At 30.5% G+C, this 19,879-nt stretch carries 16 protein-coding genes; 8 read left to right on the top strand and 8 right to left on the bottom strand.

What is annotated here, in order from left to right; genetic code table 11:
- Positions 1 to 9 precede the first annotated feature (9 nt).
- From VK164_RS05040 to VK164_RS05030, 3 genes are all read right to left on the bottom strand, one after another.
- Complete coding sequence (locus VK164_RS05040) at positions 10 to 831, bottom strand: OmpA family protein (protein WP_324208315.1); 822 nt, start codon at positions 829 to 831, stop codon at positions 10 to 12.
- A 56-nt stretch (positions 832 to 887) separates the two neighbouring features.
- Entirely contained in the window at positions 888 to 1,643 is a 756-nt protein-coding gene (locus VK164_RS05035) for an OmpA family protein (protein WP_324208314.1), read from the bottom strand.
- 73 nt (positions 1,644 to 1,716) lie between these two features.
- Positions 1,717 to 3,903, bottom strand: a complete 2,187-nt coding sequence (locus VK164_RS05030; RefSeq protein WP_324208313.1) for a glutamine synthetase III — start codon at positions 3,901 to 3,903, stop codon at positions 1,717 to 1,719.
- Positions 3,904 to 4,137: 234 nt separating this feature from the next.
- Between VK164_RS05030 and nadC the strand changes: the two genes are divergently transcribed.
- From nadC to priA, 4 genes are all read left to right on the top strand, one after another.
- Positions 4,138 to 4,998, top strand: coding sequence for a carboxylating nicotinate-nucleotide diphosphorylase (gene nadC / locus VK164_RS05025; protein WP_324208312.1), 861 nt, complete (start codon positions 4,138 to 4,140; stop codon positions 4,996 to 4,998).
- Positions 4,999 to 5,922 carry a YihY/virulence factor BrkB family protein gene (locus VK164_RS05020; protein WP_166237301.1) on the top strand — a complete coding sequence of 308 codons (924 nt, stop codon included), beginning with the start codon at positions 4,999 to 5,001 and terminating at the stop codon, positions 5,920 to 5,922.
- Positions 5,923 to 5,943: 21 nt separating this feature from the next.
- Positions 5,944 to 6,507 (top strand): chalcone isomerase family protein, encoded by a 564-nt coding sequence (locus VK164_RS05015; RefSeq protein ID WP_324208311.1) that lies wholly within the window; start codon positions 5,944 to 5,946, stop codon positions 6,505 to 6,507.
- 126 nt (positions 6,508 to 6,633) lie between these two features.
- Positions 6,634 to 9,084, top strand: a complete 2,451-nt coding sequence (gene priA / locus VK164_RS05010) for a replication restart helicase PriA (RefSeq protein ID WP_324208310.1) — start codon at positions 6,634 to 6,636, stop codon at positions 9,082 to 9,084.
- Here the strand turns inward: priA and VK164_RS05005 are convergent.
- Positions 9,081 to 9,776 (bottom strand): LytR/AlgR family response regulator transcription factor, encoded by a 696-nt coding sequence (locus VK164_RS05005; protein ID WP_166237298.1) that lies wholly within the window; start codon positions 9,774 to 9,776, stop codon positions 9,081 to 9,083. The genes priA and VK164_RS05005 overlap by 4 nt on opposite strands.
- Positions 9,777 to 9,912: 136 nt before the next feature.
- The gene (locus VK164_RS05000; RefSeq protein ID WP_324208309.1) at positions 9,913 to 11,052 is read right to left on the bottom strand and encodes a glycosyltransferase family protein; all 1,140 of its coding nucleotides are present in this window, start codon (positions 11,050 to 11,052) and stop codon (positions 9,913 to 9,915) included.
- A gap of 72 nt (positions 11,053 to 11,124) precedes the next feature.
- Between VK164_RS05000 and VK164_RS04995 the strand changes: the two genes are divergently transcribed.
- Positions 11,125 to 11,943, top strand: coding sequence for a glycosyltransferase family A protein (locus VK164_RS04995; protein WP_324208308.1), 819 nt, complete (start codon positions 11,125 to 11,127; stop codon positions 11,941 to 11,943).
- On the top strand, positions 11,921 to 12,325 hold the full coding sequence (locus VK164_RS04990; RefSeq protein WP_324208307.1) for an FdtA/QdtA family cupin domain-containing protein: 405 nt from the start codon (positions 11,921 to 11,923) through the stop codon (positions 12,323 to 12,325). Before VK164_RS04995 ends, VK164_RS04990 begins: the two co-directional genes overlap by 23 nt.
- On the opposite strand, the gene VK164_RS04985 is transcribed toward VK164_RS04990, so the two are convergent.
- From VK164_RS04985 to VK164_RS04975, 3 genes are read right to left on the bottom strand one after another with little or no spacing between them, the layout of a single operon-like run.
- A complete protein-coding gene (locus VK164_RS04985) occupies positions 12,322 to 13,257 on the bottom strand; it encodes a glycosyltransferase family 2 protein (RefSeq protein WP_324208306.1) in 936 nt (311 codons plus the stop codon). The two genes, VK164_RS04990 and VK164_RS04985, sit on opposite strands and share 4 nt — an antisense overlap.
- A gap of 1 nt (position 13,258) precedes the next feature.
- Positions 13,259 to 14,143, bottom strand: a complete 885-nt coding sequence (locus VK164_RS04980) for a glycosyltransferase family 2 protein (protein WP_324208305.1) — start codon at positions 14,141 to 14,143, stop codon at positions 13,259 to 13,261.
- Positions 14,144 to 14,827 carry a cell division ATP-binding protein FtsE gene (locus VK164_RS04975; RefSeq protein WP_324208304.1) on the bottom strand — a complete coding sequence of 228 codons (684 nt, stop codon included), beginning with the start codon at positions 14,825 to 14,827 and terminating at the stop codon, positions 14,144 to 14,146.
- A gap of 188 nt (positions 14,828 to 15,015) precedes the next feature.
- Between VK164_RS04975 and VK164_RS04970 the strand changes: the two genes are divergently transcribed.
- On the top strand, positions 15,016 to 18,027 hold the full coding sequence (locus VK164_RS04970) for a tetratricopeptide repeat protein (protein WP_324208303.1): 3,012 nt from the start codon (positions 15,016 to 15,018) through the stop codon (positions 18,025 to 18,027).
- A gap of 53 nt (positions 18,028 to 18,080) precedes the next feature.
- On the top strand, positions 18,081 to 19,832 hold the full coding sequence (locus tag VK164_RS04965) for a TonB-dependent receptor (RefSeq protein ID WP_324208302.1): 1,752 nt from the start codon (positions 18,081 to 18,083) through the stop codon (positions 19,830 to 19,832).
- Positions 19,833 to 19,879: the final 47 nt, after the last annotated feature.

Genomic DNA, 19,879 nt, shown 5'->3' with positions numbered 1-19,879 from the left:
ATGTAAAATTTATTTGCTTAAAATTTCAATTTCTACTCTTCTGTTTGCAGCTGCTTGTGCTTCACTCGCTTCTGGAATAGGGTAAATTGGTTGCGAAACACCAAAACCTTTGGTTTGAATGCGGTGTTGTGGAATGCCATTATATACCAAAAAACGTTTAATTTGTTTGGCTCTATCTGCCGATAAATTTCTATAATCTTTATCAATACAACAAATGTGACCTTGAATTTCGATTTTAAGATTTTCGTTGTTTTGCATTACATATAACAAATCATACATAGCACCTTGTGATTCTGGAACTGTTGCAAAAGTATTTTGATAAAAGTTAATGTTTTTTAAAACAATTTTTGTGCCCACTCTTGCTAGTTTTACTTTCTCTTCAAGTGTAGCATTTTCTGGAATAATAACTTCTTCTGTGATTTCCTCTTTGATACCTAGAATTTCATTTTCTTTGGATAAATCTTTTTCTAATAAATAGTAAATAATTACTTTTCTATTCTCTGCTTTTATTTTTGAAGCTTGTTGCGTTTCTCCAAAACTTCTACTTTTAAAATCGTTACGAATGGCAACTTTGTTTTGAACTAAATTATAAATAAAATCTACTCTTTTTTTTGACAAAGTATCGTTGTATCCATTTGAACCTACTTCATCTGTAAAGCCTTCCATTGTAAGTATTTTTGAGTTTGGATTTAGTGTAATCCACTCTTGCAATCGTTTGTTTTCTTTTTGAGTTAAATCAAATTTATCAGAATCAAAATATACCGTAAATTTTTCTTGTGCAAAAACACAAAAGCCGTAGCAGAAAAACAGAAGTGAAAAGGCAATCTTCATTTTTAACTTTTTTACGAATTAACAACAAATTTAATATATATAAAAGTATGCCAAAGTTAATTTTCAATAATTTGAATTTCTACTCTGCGGTTTTCATTTCTTTCTTCTTCGTTTTTTTCTGGGATTTTATGTATTGGTTTTGTACTTCCAAAGCTTTTGTAATTAAGTCTTTTAGGGTCAATATTGTTGTCTTTTAGATAATTATAAACGGCAAGCGCTCTAACTTCTGATGTGTTTTCTATATCCGTTCCTTCTTGACAACAAATGTGACCTTGAATCTCTATTTTTAGTTTTGGATGATTTTTCATAACTGCTAATAATTCTTCAAGAACTGGTCTAGATTCAGGTCTAAAAATTCCAGAGCGATTGTAAAAATATAATTTTTTTAACACCAATTTGTCGCCTACTTTTGCCGTAGCTACTTGGTTATTTAAGTCGTTTATCGCTACTGTTTCTATTTCTTCATAATAAATTTCAACTTTTCGGTTTAAAGATAAATTAGCATCTTGTTGAAAATTTTCACCTTTGACTTCAATTTCAATTTGCTTTTGATTGGTAACTTTCTCAATGATATGAGATACAAATTTAGCTCTATTGAACGCCAAAGTATCGTTATAACGATTTGAGGCACGATAATCACAATAGCCAATAAGTTTAGTGAATTTAACCTTTTTATTTCTAAAAAAGTCGTCAAAACGAGTTAGTTCATTTAGTTTTAATTGGTCAGAATCGGTATCAAAATAGACTGTAAACTTGTTTTGGCTAAATGATATTGAACATATTAAAGTAAAAATGAAGACAATATTTTTCATCGTTGTAAATTTTTATCTAAAATAAAAAAAACCTGCTCAATAGAACAGGTTTTATGAAATATTTAAATGAAAATTACTTCGTAAATAACAATTCTCTGTATTTTGTTAGTGTCCAAAGTTCGTCGTCTACTAACAATTCTAATTTGTCAGCGTGGTAACGAATTTCTTCGAAGTATGGTTTTACCTTATCGCAATACGCATCGGCCATTTTTTCTGTACTGTTTAAAGCATTTGCTTTTTTACGTTCTTCAGTCATTTTTTCCACTTTCGTGTTGATGCCTTCGATGTGTTCTGAAATTTCTTTGATTAACGAAATTTGCTCTTTGGCGATTTTTTCGAAGTCTTTTCCAAAGATTTCTTTTAATCCTTTTACGTTTTCAATCAACACATTTTGGTAACGAATAGCTGTTGGAACTACATGATTACGAGCAATGTCTCCTAAAATTCTTCCTTCAATTTGGATTTTTTTCACGTATTCTTCTAATTCAATTTCGTAACGCGCTTCCACTTCAACATGATTCATTACACCCATTTCGCCAAACAATTCAATTGCTTTTTTGGAAACTTTAGCTTTTAAAGCTTGAGGTGTTGTTTTGTGATTGCTTAGACCACGTTTTTTAGCTTCTTTTTCCCAAGCATCACTATAACCGTCGCCTTCAAAAAGAATAGCTTTTGTTTGTTTAATATATTCTCTTAATACATTGAAAATAGCTTCGTCTTTCTTTAAATCTTTTTTCTCAATTAAAGTATCAACTTCTTTTTTGAAATCTTTTAATTGTTTTGCTACAATCGTATTTAAAGTAGTCATAGAAACCGCACAGTTTGCAGAAGAACCAACTGCTCTGAACTCAAATTTATTTCCTGTAAAAGCAAATGGTGACGTTCTATTTCTGTCTGTGTTATCTAATAAAACGTCTGGTAGTTTTCCTACTACGTTTAATTTTAAATCTGTTTTTTCTTCTGGCGACAATTTTCCTTTAGAAACACCTTCTAATTCTGCTAAAACCTTAGTCAATTGTTGTCCGATGAAAACCGAAATAATTGCTGGTGGCGCTTCGTTAGCTCCTAAACGGTGGTCGTTGCTTGCTGAAGCAATTGAAGCTCTCAATAATTCTTCGTGATCATGAACAGCTTTAATTGTGTTAATGAAGAATGTTAAGAATTGTAAGTTGCTCATTGGCGTTTTTCCAGGACTTAATAGGTTAATTCCTGTATCAGTAGCTAATGACCAGTTGTTGTGTTTACCCGAACCATTAACTCCTTTGAATGGTTTTTCGTGGAATAATACTTTAAAATCATGGCGTTCACCAACTTTTTGCATTACATCCATTAATAATGAATTATGGTCTACTGCCAAGTTGATTTCTTCAAAGATTGGCGCTAATTCAAATTGATTTGGTGCTACTTCGTTATGACGTGTTTTAACTGGAATTCCCAATAACATACATTCGTTTTCTAAATCACGCATATAAGTTAAAACTCGTGTAGGAATCGAACCAAAATAGTGGTCGTCTAGTTGTTGCCCTTTAGCAGCCGTGTGTCCTAACAACGTTCTTCCAGTAGCTAATAAGTCTGGTCTTGAATTTGCTAGTGCGGTATCCACTAAGAAATATTCCTGTTCCCAACCTAAAGTTGGTGTTACTCTTTTTACATTTTTATCAAAATATTTTGCTACGTCAATAGCAGCTGAATCAATAGCGTGTAACGCTCTTAATAATGGCGTTTTGTTGTCTAAAGCTTCTCCTGTGTATGATACAAAAACCGTTGGAATACATAAAGTAGTTCCAAAAATAAATGCTGGCGATGTTGGATCCCAAGCGGTATATCCTCTTGCTTCAAATGTATTTCTAATTCCTCCGTTTGGAAAAGAAGAAGCGTCTGGCTCTTGTTGTACTAATTGACTTCCGCCAAATTTTTCAACAGGATCACTTCCATCTGGAAATGTTTCAAAAAAAGCATCGTGTTTTTCGGCAGTAGTTCCTGTCAATGGCTGAAACCAGTGTGTATAATGCGTTACTCCTTTTGATAAAGCCCATTCTTTCATTCCTAAAGCAATATAGTCTGCGATTTTTCTATCAATTTTTACACCTTCAGCTGCAGCTTTCACCGCTTTGTAAGCTTCAGAGGTTAAAAATTGTCGCATAGCTTTGTCTCCAAAGACATTACTACCAAAAATAACTGATTTTCTATCCAATTCTTCTACATGAACTGGTTTTCTGTCTGTTGCTTTTCTTAAAGCTTGAAAGCGAAATGTTGACATAAAGTTGTGTTTTTAAAAGTTAAACCCTTGAAAAGTTATGCAAATATAATAATATTTAATCAAAAAATAAATTATACCCTATTTTTTTAGGGGGTAAAATGATTTTTATTTAAAAAAAAGATGTTTTTGTGGACCTGTAAGACTGAAATTGTTTTAATTTAAAGAGTGATTTATCATTTTATAAATTTTTAAAACAACAAATGAATTCTTACATTAGCAGTCCAATTATAGTATATGATTTCAGAAGTACAGTTTCAAAAAGAATTAGAACTCATTATTAGTAACGCCATCCGCGAGGATGTTGGCGATGGCGATCATAGTTCGTTAGCATGTATTCCGGCAACTGCAAAAGGAAAGGCTAAGTTGTTAGTAAAAGACAATGGGATTATTGCTGGTGTAGCATTTGCCAAAATGATATTCAATTATGTAGATAAAGACATGATTGTTGAAACGTTTATAAATGATGGGGAAGCAGTAAAATATGGAGATGTTGTTTTTCATGTTTCAGGGAGTTCGCAGTCTATACTGAAAGCAGAACGTTTGGTTTTAAATTCGATGCAAAGAATGAGTGCTATTGCAACAAAGACAAAAATGTTTGTTGATTTATTAGTAGGAACTCAAACAAAAATATTAGATACTCGTAAAACTACACCAGGAATTCGTGCTATTGAAAAATGGGCAGTAAAAATTGGAGGTGGCGAAAATCACAGATTTGCTTTATATGATATGATTATGCTAAAAGACAATCATATTGATTTTGCAGGTGGTATTCCGCAAGCTATTGCTAAAACAAAGCAATATTTAGTTGATCATAATAAGGATTTGAAAATTATTGTTGAGGCTAGAAATTTAAACGAAGTATCACAAATTTTGAGTAGTGGAGGAGTTTATCGTATTTTATTAGATAATTTTGATTACGAAACTACTAAAAAAGCAGTAGAAATGATCGGAAATCAATCATTGACAGAATCTTCTGGAAATATCAATGAAAAAACCATTCGTAATTATGCGGAATGTGGTGTTGATTATATTTCTTCGGGAGCTTTAACGCATTCGGTATATAATATGGATTTAAGTTTAAAAGCAATTGATTAGATGTCTGAAGAAATTGAAAATAAGCTCAATAAAATTCCTGTAGTTAAGCAATTAGTTGCTTTTGGAAAAACTATAAAACCAAAATCGTTTGAAGGACTTTCTTTGTACGATATCTTGGAATTATATGTAATTGGAATTTTTAAAGGAGCTTTCTCATATAGAGCCAGTGCAGTAGCATTTAGTTTCTTTATGGCTTTGTTTCCATTCGCTTTATTTATTTTGAATTTAATTCCTTATATTCCGTTAGAAAATTTTCAAAAAGATTTCTTACAATTTGTAGAAGAGGGAGTGCCACCTAACACCTATGATGCAATTGCTCAAATTATAAGTGATATTATGAACAATAGTCATCAAGGGTTATTGTCATCAGGTTTTGTATTGTCAATACTTTTAATGACTAATGGAATCAATGCTATTTTAGGAGGTTTTGAAATGTCTGAGCATATTACATTAACGCGAGGATTTTTTAGACAGTATTTTATATCATTGGCTATAGCACTTTCGCTTTCTTTGATTTTAATTATTACGGTTTCAGCTATCGTAATTTCTGAAATTATCATTCATAAAATCAATGTTAGTGGTTATGTAAATGATGTTTATTTGGTTGAATGGAGTAGGTATGGCTTTGTTGTTTTAATGATTTTAATTACCACAGCTATTTTGTATAAATTTGGAACCAAAGAAACTTCTAAAATGTCGTTTATTAGCTATGGAGCAGTTTTTACTACCATTTTAATTATTATTTCTTCCTATATTTTTGGTGTGTATGTTGAAAAGTTTGCTCGTTATAACGAGTTATATGGTTCAATTGGTACGCTTCTTGTATTAATGTTTTACATCTGGATTAACTGCATGGTTTTATTATTAGGTTTCGAACTAAATGCAACTATTTCTAAATTAAAAAGAAAAAATTTATATATTTAACAAAATTTAAAACGAATTATTATGAAAAAACAAATTATTACATTTTTAGTTCTTATTGCAACCACATTTTCGGTTAACGCACAAGAAACTGTTTCAGGAGTTAAAGTAGATGGTAAGATGTCTTTAGAAGGACAAAGTTTGGTTTTAAACGGAGCGGGTACAAGAGAAAAAATGTGGATTGATTTGTATGTTGGTTCTTTATATTTACCAAAAAAGAGTTCAAGTGCAAAAGATATCATAGATAGTAAAGAAGCTGGTGCAATAAAACTAAATATTATTTCAGGAATGATTACTTCAGATAAGATGGTTTCTGCTATTAATGAAGGTTTTGAAAATTCAACAAACAAAAAGACAGCGCCTTTAAAAGCTAAAATTGATAAATTCAAAGGTTTCTTTAAAGAGGAAATTAAAAAAGGGGATATTTTTATCATCATTAATGTTCCTAATGAAGGAATTGTAGTGTATAAAAATGGAGTTAAAAAAGGAACCATCGAAGGACACGATTTCAAAAAAGCGTTATTCGGAATTTGGTTATGTGATAAACCAGCAGATGCAGATTTGAAAAACGAAATGTTAGGAAAATAATTCCAAACACATAAATAATAGTGAAAGCGTTCTCATTGAGGGCGCTTTTTTTTATTGAATGAAATGCACAGGTATCTTTTTTCTATTTTCTTTTCTCTATTCTCTTTTTCAAACTATATTTGTTCTATGTTGTATTTTATCGAAGTTGTTTTACCATTAGCAGTTTCAAAAACCTTTACATATCAGGTTTCAGAAGCAGAATTTAACTACATTCAAGTGGGAATGCGAGTAGCTGTGCCGTTTGGTAAATCCAAGATTTATACTGCATTAGTTTTAGATAAAAACAATACTCCACCGCAATTATACCAAGCCAAAGAAATTCATCAAATTTTAGACGAAAAACCTGTAGTCAATTCATTCCAAATAGAACATTGGAAATGGATAGCTTCTTATTATATGTGTTCGTTGGGCGAAGTATTTAGAAGTGCATTGCCTTCTGGTTACATTTTGGAAAGCGAAACGATTATTTCGGCTAAAGAAAACCTTGAAATTGATGCGAATGATTTAAAAGATGATGAATATTTGATTTTGGAAGCCTTAAAAAGCCAATCGTCAATTACAGTTCAAGATGTGATTAAAATTCTAGGTAAGAAAACGGTATTTCCAATTATTAACAGACTATTAGCAAAAGGTGCTCTGGTGTTGCAAGAAGAAATTTCGGAACAGTACAAACCGAAGTTAGTGCGCTATATTAAATTGCATGACGATTTTTTGCAACAAGATAAATTAGCTAATTTATTAGAAGTATTGTCTAAAGCAAAAAAACAACGCGAGTTAGTTTTGCATTATTTCCAATTGCAGGCTCGAGAGAAAGCACCAATTTCAGTAAAAAAACTAATTGAAACTTCTGGCAGTTCTTCCACAGTAGTAAAATCGTTAGTAGATAAAACCATTTTTGAAGAATATTATATAGCGCAAGATAGAGTCGTTTTTGACAAAGAAGAAGATAGTCACTTCAAATTAAGTGAATCACAGCAAAAAGCTTTTGATAGCATTCAAGTTAATTTTGAAAATTTTGATGTAAATTTATTACAAGGCGTTACAGCTTCTGGAAAAACAGAAATTTACATCAAGCTTTTAGAACAATATGTGCAACATGACAAACAAGTTTTGTTTCTATTGCCCGAAATTGCTTTAACCACGCAATTAGTACAAAGATTAACAGCTTATTTTGGAAATGAAGTAGCTGTTTTTCATTCGAAATATTCTAATAACGAGCGTATTGAAGTTTGGAATCAAGTGTTAGAAAATTCACCAAAAGCGAAAGTTGTTATTGGTGTTCGAAGTGCTTTATTTTTACCATTTTCAAATTTAGGATGTATTGTTGTGGATGAAGAACACGAGCAAACCTATAAACAACACGACCCAGCACCAAGATATCATGCAAGAGATGCAGCCATTGTTTTAGCAAAGCAACATAATGCAAAAGTGCTTTTAGGAAGCGCTACGCCAAGTTTAGAATCTTTTTATAATGTACAATCGAAGAAATACGGTTTAACCGAATTAAAAGTGCGTTATGGAAATGTGGTTTTACCTGAAATCTTGCTAATTGACATAAAAGACAAGTATTTTAGAAAAAAAATGACTGGACATTTTTCAGATGAACTTCTGGAAGCAATTACAGAAACGTTTTCTAATGGTGAGCAAGTTATTTTGTTTCAAAACCGCAGAGGATTTTCGCCTTATGTGGAATGTATGACGTGTGGCCATGTGCCGCATTGTCCTAGTTGTGATGTGAGTTTAACCTATTACAAGTTCAAAAATCAATTGCGTTGTCATTATTGTGGCTATTCAATTGCAAATCCTACGCATTGTCATAGTTGTCAATCGGTGGATTTAACAACAAAGGGTTTTGGAACAGAACAAATCGAAATGGAACTGAAAGCGCTTTTTCCTGAGAAGAATATCGGAAGAATGGATCAAGACTCTACTAGAGGCAAATTTGGTTTTGAAAAAATAATTGATTCATTCAAAAATAGAGAAATTGATGTTTTGGTTGGAACTCAGATGCTTGCCAAAGGTTTAGATTTTGATAATGTTACCTTAGTAGGGATTTTAAATGCTGATAATTTACTGAATCAGCCTAATTTTAGAGCTTACGAAAGAGCATTTCAAATGATGACACAAGTTTCGGGTAGGGCAGGACGTTCTGAGAAAAAAGGTAAAGTATTAATACAGACTTTTAATCCGTATCATAATACAATTCAGCAGGTTTTGGGTAATGATTATATCTCAATGTACAAGGAGCAAATTTACGAACGTCAGAATTTTAAATATCCACCTTTCTTCCGTTTGATAAAACTGACTTTAAAACACCGTGATTTTGATAAGCTAAAAGAAGGTTCGCTTTGGTTTTATAACGTATTGGTGCAAAGTTTACCTATTCCTGTTTTAGGTCCTGAAGAACCAGCAATTAATCGAATTCGTAATGAATACATCAGAACGATTATGGTAAAGATTCCTGTAAATTCAAATTTGGGACAAACTAAAACGATTATAAACAAGATGCGAAACAGTTTTGAGGCTATTCCGCAATATCGTTCTATTAAGATTACTGTAAATGTTGATGTGTATTAAGAATTTTCAATTGCTTTTACAATTTCTTCTTTCTTGTTTCTGCTCAATGGAATTTTAGTAGTTCCAATTTCAGCAAATTTACTATTGAATTTTTCAACTCGATCCAAGTTGATAATATATGATTTATGTACTCTGATAAATTTACCTGGCGGAAGCTCTTTTTCAAAACCTTTCATAGTTGACAAGACTAAATGACTTTCATCATCAGTAACTACTTTGATATAATCACCATAAGCTTCGATCCATTTAATTCTTGAAACATAAACTTTTAGTTTTTTTAGATTGCTTTTAATTACAATACTTTCACCTTGTTCTTCATGGTTTTCATAGCGAAGTGCGTGTAATTCAGTAGCTTTTTTTACCGCTTTTGTAAAACGCTCTTTTGAAATTGGCTTTTGAAGAAAATCAGTAGCTTCATAATCAAAAGCTTTAACAGCATAATCAGCTTTTGAAGTAATAAATATAATTTGAGGTTTAGTTTTTAATCCATCTAATAAGTCAAATCCATTGATTAAAGGCATTTCAATGTCTAGAAATATCAAATCAATCGTATTGTTATTAATACAATTCTTTGCTTCTAAAGCATTTGCGAAATCACCAATCAAGTTCAATAAGGTTGATTCGTTAACTAGCTTTGTGATAGTAATTCTTTGGATAGCACTATCATCTACAACAATACAATTCAACTTCATAGGCTTATATGTTTTATAACAAGTTAAAAGTATGATAAAAACGGCTATTAACCAAATTTTTTTTCTTTTTAACACTACTATTCATCAAATTTTGAGGAATAATGTTAAATAAACCTAATCAATATGTTAAAAGTATTTAATTCCAACTTGCTAAATACTTATTGGCAATAATTTTATATGCATGCTCTTTTTCAATAAAATTTCGAGCATTTTTTGAGATTTCAATGATTCTTTCAGGGTGCTCAATTAGGTATGAAATTTTTTCAATGATTTGATTTTCATTAGGAGTTGCATTGATGCAAACATTGTCTACTTGTAACTGATACTGATTTAAAAATTCTGTTTCGGCACCTGTAAAAACAACCTTTCCTTTTGCCATAGCTTCCAATGCATTATAACCTTGATCATATGCAAATACTTGATCTAATAAAATATGTGCTTTGTTGTACATCAAAATGTATTCGTTATATGGAATGTTCTCAGTTACGATTATTTCAACTCTTTCAGCATACTTTTTTTTGATAATTTCCAACGCTTTTTCAAAGTAAATAATCCCTTTTTTATTATAACTTAAGCGATTTATTCCCAAGAAAATTACAATTTTATCTTTAATTACAATATTTTGAAAACTAATTTTATCTGTATTTATTGGATTTGGAATAAACGTAGTTTGAAATCCCATTTTTTGCATCGGAATTTCATAATCTAAGTCAGAAGTAATTAGCTTTTGACAATTATTGGCAAGCCAATTGAAGGTTTTTGTATAATTTTTGTTTCTATATTTGAGCGGAAATTGAAATTCTTTCTCTAATGAATTGTCTTCAAAATATGGAGTTAAAATTGAATATTTGAATTCTTTTTTAAACAAATAATCTATAATTGGTGTTTCATCACCACAAATGAGTAAGCTTCTACTTTGTATATTTTGAAATAATTTTTTATACAAAAAGCGAGATAAAAAAGGATAAGTTTCTAGTGCATCAGAATTGATTAATTGCACATGCTGATAATTGTTTAATTTTGATAAAAGCAAATAAAAACGAATAGCTTTTTCAATTTTTTCAAAGTTAAAACCAATTATTTTTCGAATACTTTTATATAGAAAATTAGCAATTTTATTATCGTTACAAATTCGTGCATAAATCGAAAAATCAACTGGAAATTGTTTGAATTTATCACCACAACCTACAATTGTTACTTCATGACCAAGCGCTACTAATCCTTCTTTTAAAGAATTATGCAAACGACTATATTCGCCAAGTAAAAGTATTTTCATGTAATGGTTTTAAATTCTAAATTCTGATTTCTAATTTCCTATCTTTGTGTAAATATAGTATAATTGCTAAAAATGTATCAAAAATCAGACATAGAAATATTAGTTGCAACCATGAATCAAAGCAATTTTGATTTTTTGAAGGCAATGTTTTTGTTTTCTGATTTTTCACAATTTAATATCTTAATCGTTAATCAAACGGATGAAAAAAGAGTTTTAGTGTCTGATAATGAAAAGATAAAGGTTTTTAATATGTTTGAAAAGGGCTTATCAAAAAGCCGAAATTTAGCACTTCAATATGCAACAAAAGATTTATTGATTTTTACAGATGATGATATTGTTTTTAAACAAAATTTTGAAGCTAACATTTTGGATTCGTTTAATAGTCATAAAATTTTTGATGGTTTTCGTTTTCAATTTCTAAACAGGAAAGGTAACTTGGCTAAAAAATATCCTATAACATTTCAATCTAAATTATCGCAATTTGAAATTTTGAATACATCTTCTGTTGAATTAGTTTTTAAAAATAGTAGTCTAAAAAAAGCAGCAATTAAGTTTGATGAAAATTTTGGGTTGGGAACAGATTTTTATATGGGTGAGGAAGCTATCTTTGTTTCTGATGTAATTAAAAGTGGTTTAAAAGTTGGTTTTATTCCTCAACAAATTTTGTCGCATTCTCAAGTAACTACAGGACATAAAACCGCTATTTCTAAAATATATTATGCTCAAAGTGCAGTTTTTTATCGAATTTTTGGTAAAATGTATTTATTTTGGATAGCTTTGAAATTGATTTTTGATTTAAAACAAAGTAAAATTAATTTTACAGAAGTTGTTCATCTATTTAAACAAGCACAAAAAGGAAAAAAAGCTTATGTCAACGCTACAAAATTGTAAATTATTATCCATTCCAAAAATCGAAGATCCAAGAGGTAATCTTTCAGTTATTGAAAACAATGTGATTCCTTTTGAAATTAAGCGTGTTTATTATTTGTATGATGTGCCAAGTGGTGCAGAGCGAGGTGGGCATTCACATATTGAACAACAAGAATTTTTAATTGCGCTTTCTGGTAGTTTTGATGTTATTTTGAATGATGGTCAAAAAGAAAATGTAGTTACTTTAAACAAACCTTTTCAGGGGTTATTGATTACAAATGGCATTTGGCGGGAATTGAAGAATTTTTCTTCAGGTGCAGTTTGTTTAGTAATTGCTTCCGATGTGTTTTCTGAAGAAGATTATATAAGGGAGTTTAAAGAATTTCAAGAGTCTAAATCTTAGTGATAGACTGAAAAATCTACACCATATTTTTTTAGTAAATGTTTTGTTTTTAATAGCAATCGCAAAATAAAACTTGGTGTTGAAAGTAAAATTTTTGTCTTTAGAGGAATATTTGAAGTAATATTTTTTAAAAAGCTCTTGGAATTGTTAATATCTCCTGCAATTCTATATTGTAAAGCATATTCTAAACGATGAATATCTAAAAACTCTTTCAAACTTTTATTTTCTTTTTCAGCAGTTAAAAATTGAGAAAAATCCATCAATGTTTTTTTTGTAATTGGTGTTTTTGCTAATGAATTAGGCGTTTCAAAATGATAAATAGCAGAAATGGTGTTGTTAATAGCTACTTTATGATTAATACCAATTTTTGTCCAAAGTTCTAAATCTTGTCCACTTGAAATTGCTGTATTGAAGCCGTCGTTTTCTAAAATAATTTGCTTTGGAACAATTATCGAAGAAGAGGTAGCAACCCTATTCACTAAGCTAGCTTTAAAAAAATCAGGTATAATTCCACTAAAAGAGTCGGGAAAACTGTATGAAAAACTATTATTGATTTTCTGATTTTTTGCGATAACAGTTTGGTAACGACTACAATACATGCCGCAATTTGGAAAGTCTAGGATAAGTTTTACCAATTCTTCTAAATGATTTGGAAACCAAAAATCATCAGCATCCAAAAAAGCTATATAATCCGTTTGAGCATACTGAATGGCTTTGTTTCTTGTTGATGAAGCCCCCGAGTTTTGCTGATTAATTAATACAATTCGCTCATCTTTGAAACTGGAAACTATGTCAAGACTCTTGTCTGTTGATCCGTCATTAACAATAATAATTTCAAAGTCTGTATAGGTTTGATTCAAAACACTATTTAATGTATTTTGAATATATGATTCTTTGTTGTAAAGCGGTATAATTACTGACAGAAAAGGCATACTATTGTTTGATTGAACACATATAAGTCACCCGAAATAGGTTATAAATTAATAGTGATGGTTTTTTTGAAATCAGATTTTTTGTCATTGCAGTTTTAAAAATACGATAAAATAATGATGCAATTATGTTAAGTTTTGTTTTATTTAAGAAGTTGTAAAGTTGTAATAACCTTACATAATTTGCTTCAATTTTTTTTGAGCCTACTAATAGCATTAGGCTTTTTATACTGTTTTTAGTTTTACCTACATAGGCTTCATTTGTGTCGATATCTCCGTGTTCAACTTGATTATCAATGTGGTTTACGGATGGTTTTAGTAAGCTTAATTGGTATGACAATTGGGTGTCATCATGACCATAAAGTGTAATCTCTGAATCAAATTTAACTTGGTTAAAACAGTCTTTTGCAATGATGGTATTGTTAAAAAGTAAGCATTTAAAGGGTTCTTTTTTTCTTTTAATGGCTAATTTGTCTTCAATAAATTTCCCGTATTTCCATCGCAAAGCTTGTTGTTCTGATGGGCAATTTTTTGGATGCAATCTGCCTCCATAAATCACATCATAATCACCTAAGTTTGATAAATAGGTTTTTATGTAATTAGGATTAATAATTACCGAATCTCCATCAAGAAAAAGTAAATAGGGATATTGAGCTCTTTTGGCTAATAAGTTTCTATTTTCTCGATGAGCAAGATTTTTTTCTAAAGCAATAAAAGAGCAATTCGGAATTGAATTTATCTGTTCGTTTAATTTGTTTAATGATGACATCGAAGCATCATCTTGACATAAAATCTCAAAGGCTATTTTACATTCAATACATTGTTTATAAAGTTCTTCAACTAAAGGAAAAGCATTATAGTCATATATTGGAATTAAAATAGACAGCATTTATACGGTTCTTTGAACTACTTCAAACATTTTTCCACCTTCAAATTTTAATGTTTTTGAAGGATATTTCAAAACTAATGCATAATCGTGAGTAGCCATTAAAATGGTTTTTCCGTTGGCATTAATTTTTCTAAGTACTTCCATAACCTCTACACTCGTTTGTGGATCAAGGTTTCCGGTTGGTTCATCGGCTAAAATTAATTCCGGGTCATTCAGTAGTGCTCTAGCAATTCCTACTCGTTGTTGTTCCCCTCCAGATAATTGATGTGGCATTTTTGGTGCAAAACCTTTCATGCCCACTTTATCTAAAACTTCTTCAATCTTAGAATCCATTTCTTCTTTTTCAGACCAACCTGTTGCTTTCAAAACAAATAATAGATTGTCTTTAACACTTCGGTCTGGTAATAATTTAAAATCTTGAAAAACTACACCTAACTTTCTTCTTAAATAAGGAATATCACTTTCTTTAAGTGTTGCTAAATCATAGTCAACTACACTACCTTCTCCTTCAGTTAGTGCTAAATCAGCATAGAGTGTTTTTAGGAAGCTACTTTTTCCTGAACCTGTTCTACCAATTAAATATAGAAATTCACCATGCTTAACTTCGATATTTACATCTGTTAATACTGGATTTTTATCTTGATAAATAGTTGCATTTTTTAAAGATAGAACTGCTTCTGACATAGTTAATTTAGATTTTAAAATGTAAAAGTAATAACTTATGGTTCGGTTTCAAAATTTTAAACGCTTTTCGGTTAAAAATAGTGTATTTGGTTAAAAACTATGTTCAAAAATAGTACAATAATATGTTAAGAAGCTTCGTTTATACTTGTAATAAGCCTTATATTTGAAACTTATAAATAGCGCATCAAATGATAGAGTATTTAAAACTTTCTTTTCTAGTAGTTTTCTTTTCAGGAACACTTTTAGCACAGCAATCTTCAGTTTACACGCATGATTTAAATGAGTTTAATCGTGCCATTGAATTGTATAAAGACAAACAGTATCAAGCAGCTCAAATATTGTTTGATAAAGTAAAAACCAAAACACACAATCAAGAGGTGGAAGCCGATTGTGCTTATTATATAGCCAATTGTGCAATTCGTTTGAACCAAATGGGAGCCGATGTTTTGGTAGAAGCGTTTGTTGAAGATTATCCAACAAGTACTAAAACAAATCAAGCTTATATTGAAGTGGCACATTATTATTTTGACGAAGGGAATTACCCAAAATCGTTAGAGTGGTTTGATAAAGCCGATTCAAATTCAATGTCTCAAGCAGATAAGGAAAAATATAACTTTCAAAAAGGTTATGCGTACTTTACTGCTAAAAACAATAAAGAGGCTACCAAATATTTCAATATGGTTGTAAATTCTAAAACTTTTGGAAGCCAAGCAAAATATTATTTAGGTTACATGTCTTATGAAACCGATGATTATAAAAGTGCTAATGAATATTTTGAGCAAGTATCAGATCAAGATAAGTACAAAGAAAAAATGGGCTATTTTCAAGCCGATATGAATTTCAAGCTTGGTAACTTTCAAAAAGCAATTGATTTAGGCGAAGCGCAAATGCCAAAATCAAGAGCTGATGAAAAAAGTGAATTGTCTAAAATTATTGGGGAGAGTTATTTCAATTTAAAAAAATATGACAAGGCATTACCTTATTTATTAGACTATAAAGGCAAGAAAGGTAAATGGAATAATACTGATTTTTACCAATTGGGTTATGCGTATTACCAGCAAAAAGATTATGAAAATGCAATAGCTCAATTCAACAAAATTATTGAAGGAAATGATGCTGTAGCTCAAAATGCATATTATCATTTAGCCGAAAGTTATTTGAAAACGGACAAGAAACAACAAGCTTTAAATGCGTTTAAAACAGCCTCTGAAATGGAGTTTGATGCAAAAATTCAAGAAGATGCTTATTTGAATTATGCAAAATTAAGTTATGAAATTGGAAACCCATATCAGTCGGTTCCTGAAATCATGAATGCTTATTTGGCAAAATATCCCAATACTTCTTATAAGCAAGAAATTAATGCTTTACTGATTAGTTCCTACATCACATCAAAAAACTATAAAGAAGCATTGATTTTGTTAGAAAAAAATAAATCACCAGAAAACAAATTAGCCTATCAAAAAGTAACTTTTTATAGAGGTTTAGAACTGTATACCGATGGTGACTTTAAAGGAGCATATTCGTTGTTTAAAAAATCAATTGCAGAAAATAAAGATGCAAAATTTTTAGCAAGGGCTACTTTTTGGAAAGGAGAAACAGAGTATAATTTAGACCAATTTGAAGAGGCAAAATTAAGTTTTTTACAATTTTTAAATGCTACTGAAGCTTCAGCTACACCCGAATTTAAAAATGCAAACTACAATATAGCATATGCTTATTTCAAGTTAAAAGAATATGATAATGCTATTAAATATTTTGGAGATTTTACTACTTCACAAAAAGAAGATAGAATTCGTTTGACCGATGCGTATTTGCGTTTGGCTGACTGTAATTTTATTTCTGCTAAATACTGGCCTGCAATGGATGCTTACAACAAAGTTATCGATATGAAAAGTGTAGATGCAGATTATGCGGCGTTTCAGAAAGGAATCAGTTATGGTTTTGTGAATAAACCAGATAAAAAAATTGAAGATTTAGAAAAATTCGCAAAAACATATTCAACTTCTCAGTATGCCGATGATGCTTTGTATGAATTAGGAAATACTTATGTAAATCAAAATCAGGATAATAATGCAATTACAACCTATGACAAATTGATTAATAACTATAAATCAAGTTCGTATGTGGCTAAGTCAATTTTAAAACAAGGATTAATTTACTATAACAGCAATAAAGAAGAACAAGCGTTAGTGAAATTTAAAAAAGTTGTTGCTGAATATCCAAACTCACCAGAATCTTTAGAAGCGGTTTCAACGGCTCGTTTAATTTATGTTGATAATGGAAAAGTTGATGAATATGCCGATTGGGTAAAAACACTTTCTTTTGTTGAGGTTTCAAATGCAGATTTGGATAATGATACCTATGAATCGGCTGAAAAACAATATTTACAAAACAATGCTAAACAAGCTATTTCAGGTTTTACAAGTTATGTAAGTAAGTTTCCAAATGGATTACATGCTCTAAAAGCAAATTTCTATTTGGCGCAATTATATTTTGCAGATAATTTAGAAAACAATGCCATAAAACACTATGAATTTGTGATTTCAAAACCAAGAAACGAATTTACCGAACAAGCTCTAGCACGTTTGTGTCAAGTACATTTAAAAGCTAAAAATTATGATAGTGCCATTCCTGTGTTGCAACGTTTAGAAACAGAAGCAGAATTTCCTCAAAACACTACTTATGCACAATCTAATTTGATGAAATCGTATTACGAAAAAGAAGATTTTGCAAACGCAGTAGTTTATGCTGATAAAGTTTTGAAAAATGATAAAATTGAAGATAGAATCAAAAGTGATGCACAAATTATTGTAGCACGATCAGCTATAAAAACAAATGATGAAGCAAAAGCAAAAGAAGCTTATGATAAATTAAATAAAATAGCAAAAGGAGAGCTAAAAGCCGAAGCTTTATATTATGATGCTTACTTTAAAAATAAAGAAGGAAAATTTGATGCTTCAAACAAAGTAGTGGAGAAAATTGCTGTGGATTATTCGGGATATAAATATTTTGGTTCTAAAGCATTAATCATTATGGCGAAAAATTATTTTAGCTTAGAAGATAGTTTTCAAGCAACAGAAATTTTGCAAAGTGTAATTGATAATTTTACCGAGTTTGAAGATGTTATAGCTGAAGCTCAAAAAGAGTTAGATTTTATTAAAGCAGAAGAAGCTAAACGCAATTCATCAATTACAAATTAACAATTTTATTTCATTGTCGTGCTGATTAAATTTAGCATCTAAATAATTTTAATATGAAGAAATCAAATATAATCACAATCGTCTTAGTAATATTCGGAATTCAATTTTCATTTTCCCAAGTTAAAGATGAAAATATAGGCTCGGAAGTGGTAAATATTGTAAAGCCATATACGCCAACTATCTCTGATGCTTTCAAAGTAAAAGAAACACCAGTTTTAGAAGACGAGGAAGAGCAAAAAAAAGAACCTATTCAGTACAATATTTTTTCGTTTCCGGTAGCATCAACGTTTACGCCAGCAAAAGGAAAAGCAGCAGGTGTTGATAAAATTGAAAAAGAAAAATTATACAACAATTACGCTACTTTAGGTTTTGGAAATTACCCAACTATTAATGCGGAATTGTTCATTACACAAAATCTTAGCAGAAGCAATTATGTAGGCGGAATGTTGCGCCATTTGTCTTCTCAAGGCGGCATCAAAGATTTGGTTTTAGATGATAAATATTACAACACAAGTTTAGATGTAACTTATGGAGTGCGTGAGCGCGATTTAAGCTGGAATGTAGATTTAGGGGTAAAAAATCAAATTTATAATTGGTATGGATTACCTACAGAAACTATCGTTTTTGATGATGCAACAATTAACAGCATCGATTCAAAACAAAGTTACAATACAATTGCTCTTGGCGGAAAAATGACATTAAAGGACGGAATTTTTAGTGAAGCAAGTATGCAATTCAAGCGTTTTTCTGATGGATTAAATTCAGGTGAAAATCGATTTTTTATCAAGCCAAATTTTGATTTTGAAGTAATGAATCAAAAAATCAAAGCCGATTTTGTAGTAGATTATGTTGGTGGTAGTTTTGAAAGAATGTTAAACATTGATTCGGAATTAAAATACAGTACAATAATTGCTGGAATGAAACCAAGTATTTTGTACCAACAAGATGATTTATCAGTACAAATCGGAGCGGGAGTTTTTTATGCAACTGCAAAAATTAACGGTGAAAGTGATGGTAAGATATTTATTTATCCAAACGTAAAAGCGTCTTATAAATTAGTAAGCGATATTTTAGTAGCTTATGCTGGTGCTGAAGGTAATTTACAACAAAATTCATATGCAGATTTTGTAGAAGAAAATGCATTTGTATCGCCAACATTACTAGTTGCTCCAACGGATAATAAATACGATATTTATGCAGGTTTAAAAGGTAAATTAGCTAATTCGGTTGCTTTTAATGTTAGAGCTTCCTATTTGAACCAAGATGATAAAGCACTTTTTGTAAGCAATGAATACAATCCAACATTTGCTAATACTGAAGGATATGCTTACGGAAATTCTTTTGGTGTAGTATATGACAACATTACAACTTTGAGTCTTTTTGGAGAATTAAAAGCCGACTTTTCTAAGAATGTGACTTTTGGAATAAACGGAACCTACAATAATTATTCTTCAGATATACAAGCCGAAGCATGGAACTTACCACAATTAAAAGTTGGAACTACAGTAGATTTTGATATCAATGAGAAGTGGTATGCTGGTGCAAATGTGTTTTTTGTTGGCGAAAGAAAAGATTTAATAACTAAACAAGAATTAATATTCCCGTTACCCTCTTTTGTACAAGAAACAGTGACTTTGGATAGTTATTTCGATTTAAACGCACACATAGGCTACAAATACAACGCAAGATTAACAGCTTTCTTAAAAGGAAACAACTTAGCCAATCAGCAATACAATCGCTGGGCAAATTTCCCAGTGCAAGGCATTCAGGTCTTAATTGGTGCAAATTATAAGTTTGATTTTTAATATTTAACCGCAAAGACACAAAGTTTTTATATTCTTTGCGAACTTTG

The organism is Flavobacterium sp. (genome assembly GCF_035299005.1).
GTDB lineage: Bacteria > Bacteroidota > Bacteroidia > Flavobacteriales > Flavobacteriaceae > Flavobacterium.
The sequence above is the reverse complement of the archived record's forward strand: the minus strand, read 5'-3'. Positions and strand labels throughout refer to the sequence as shown.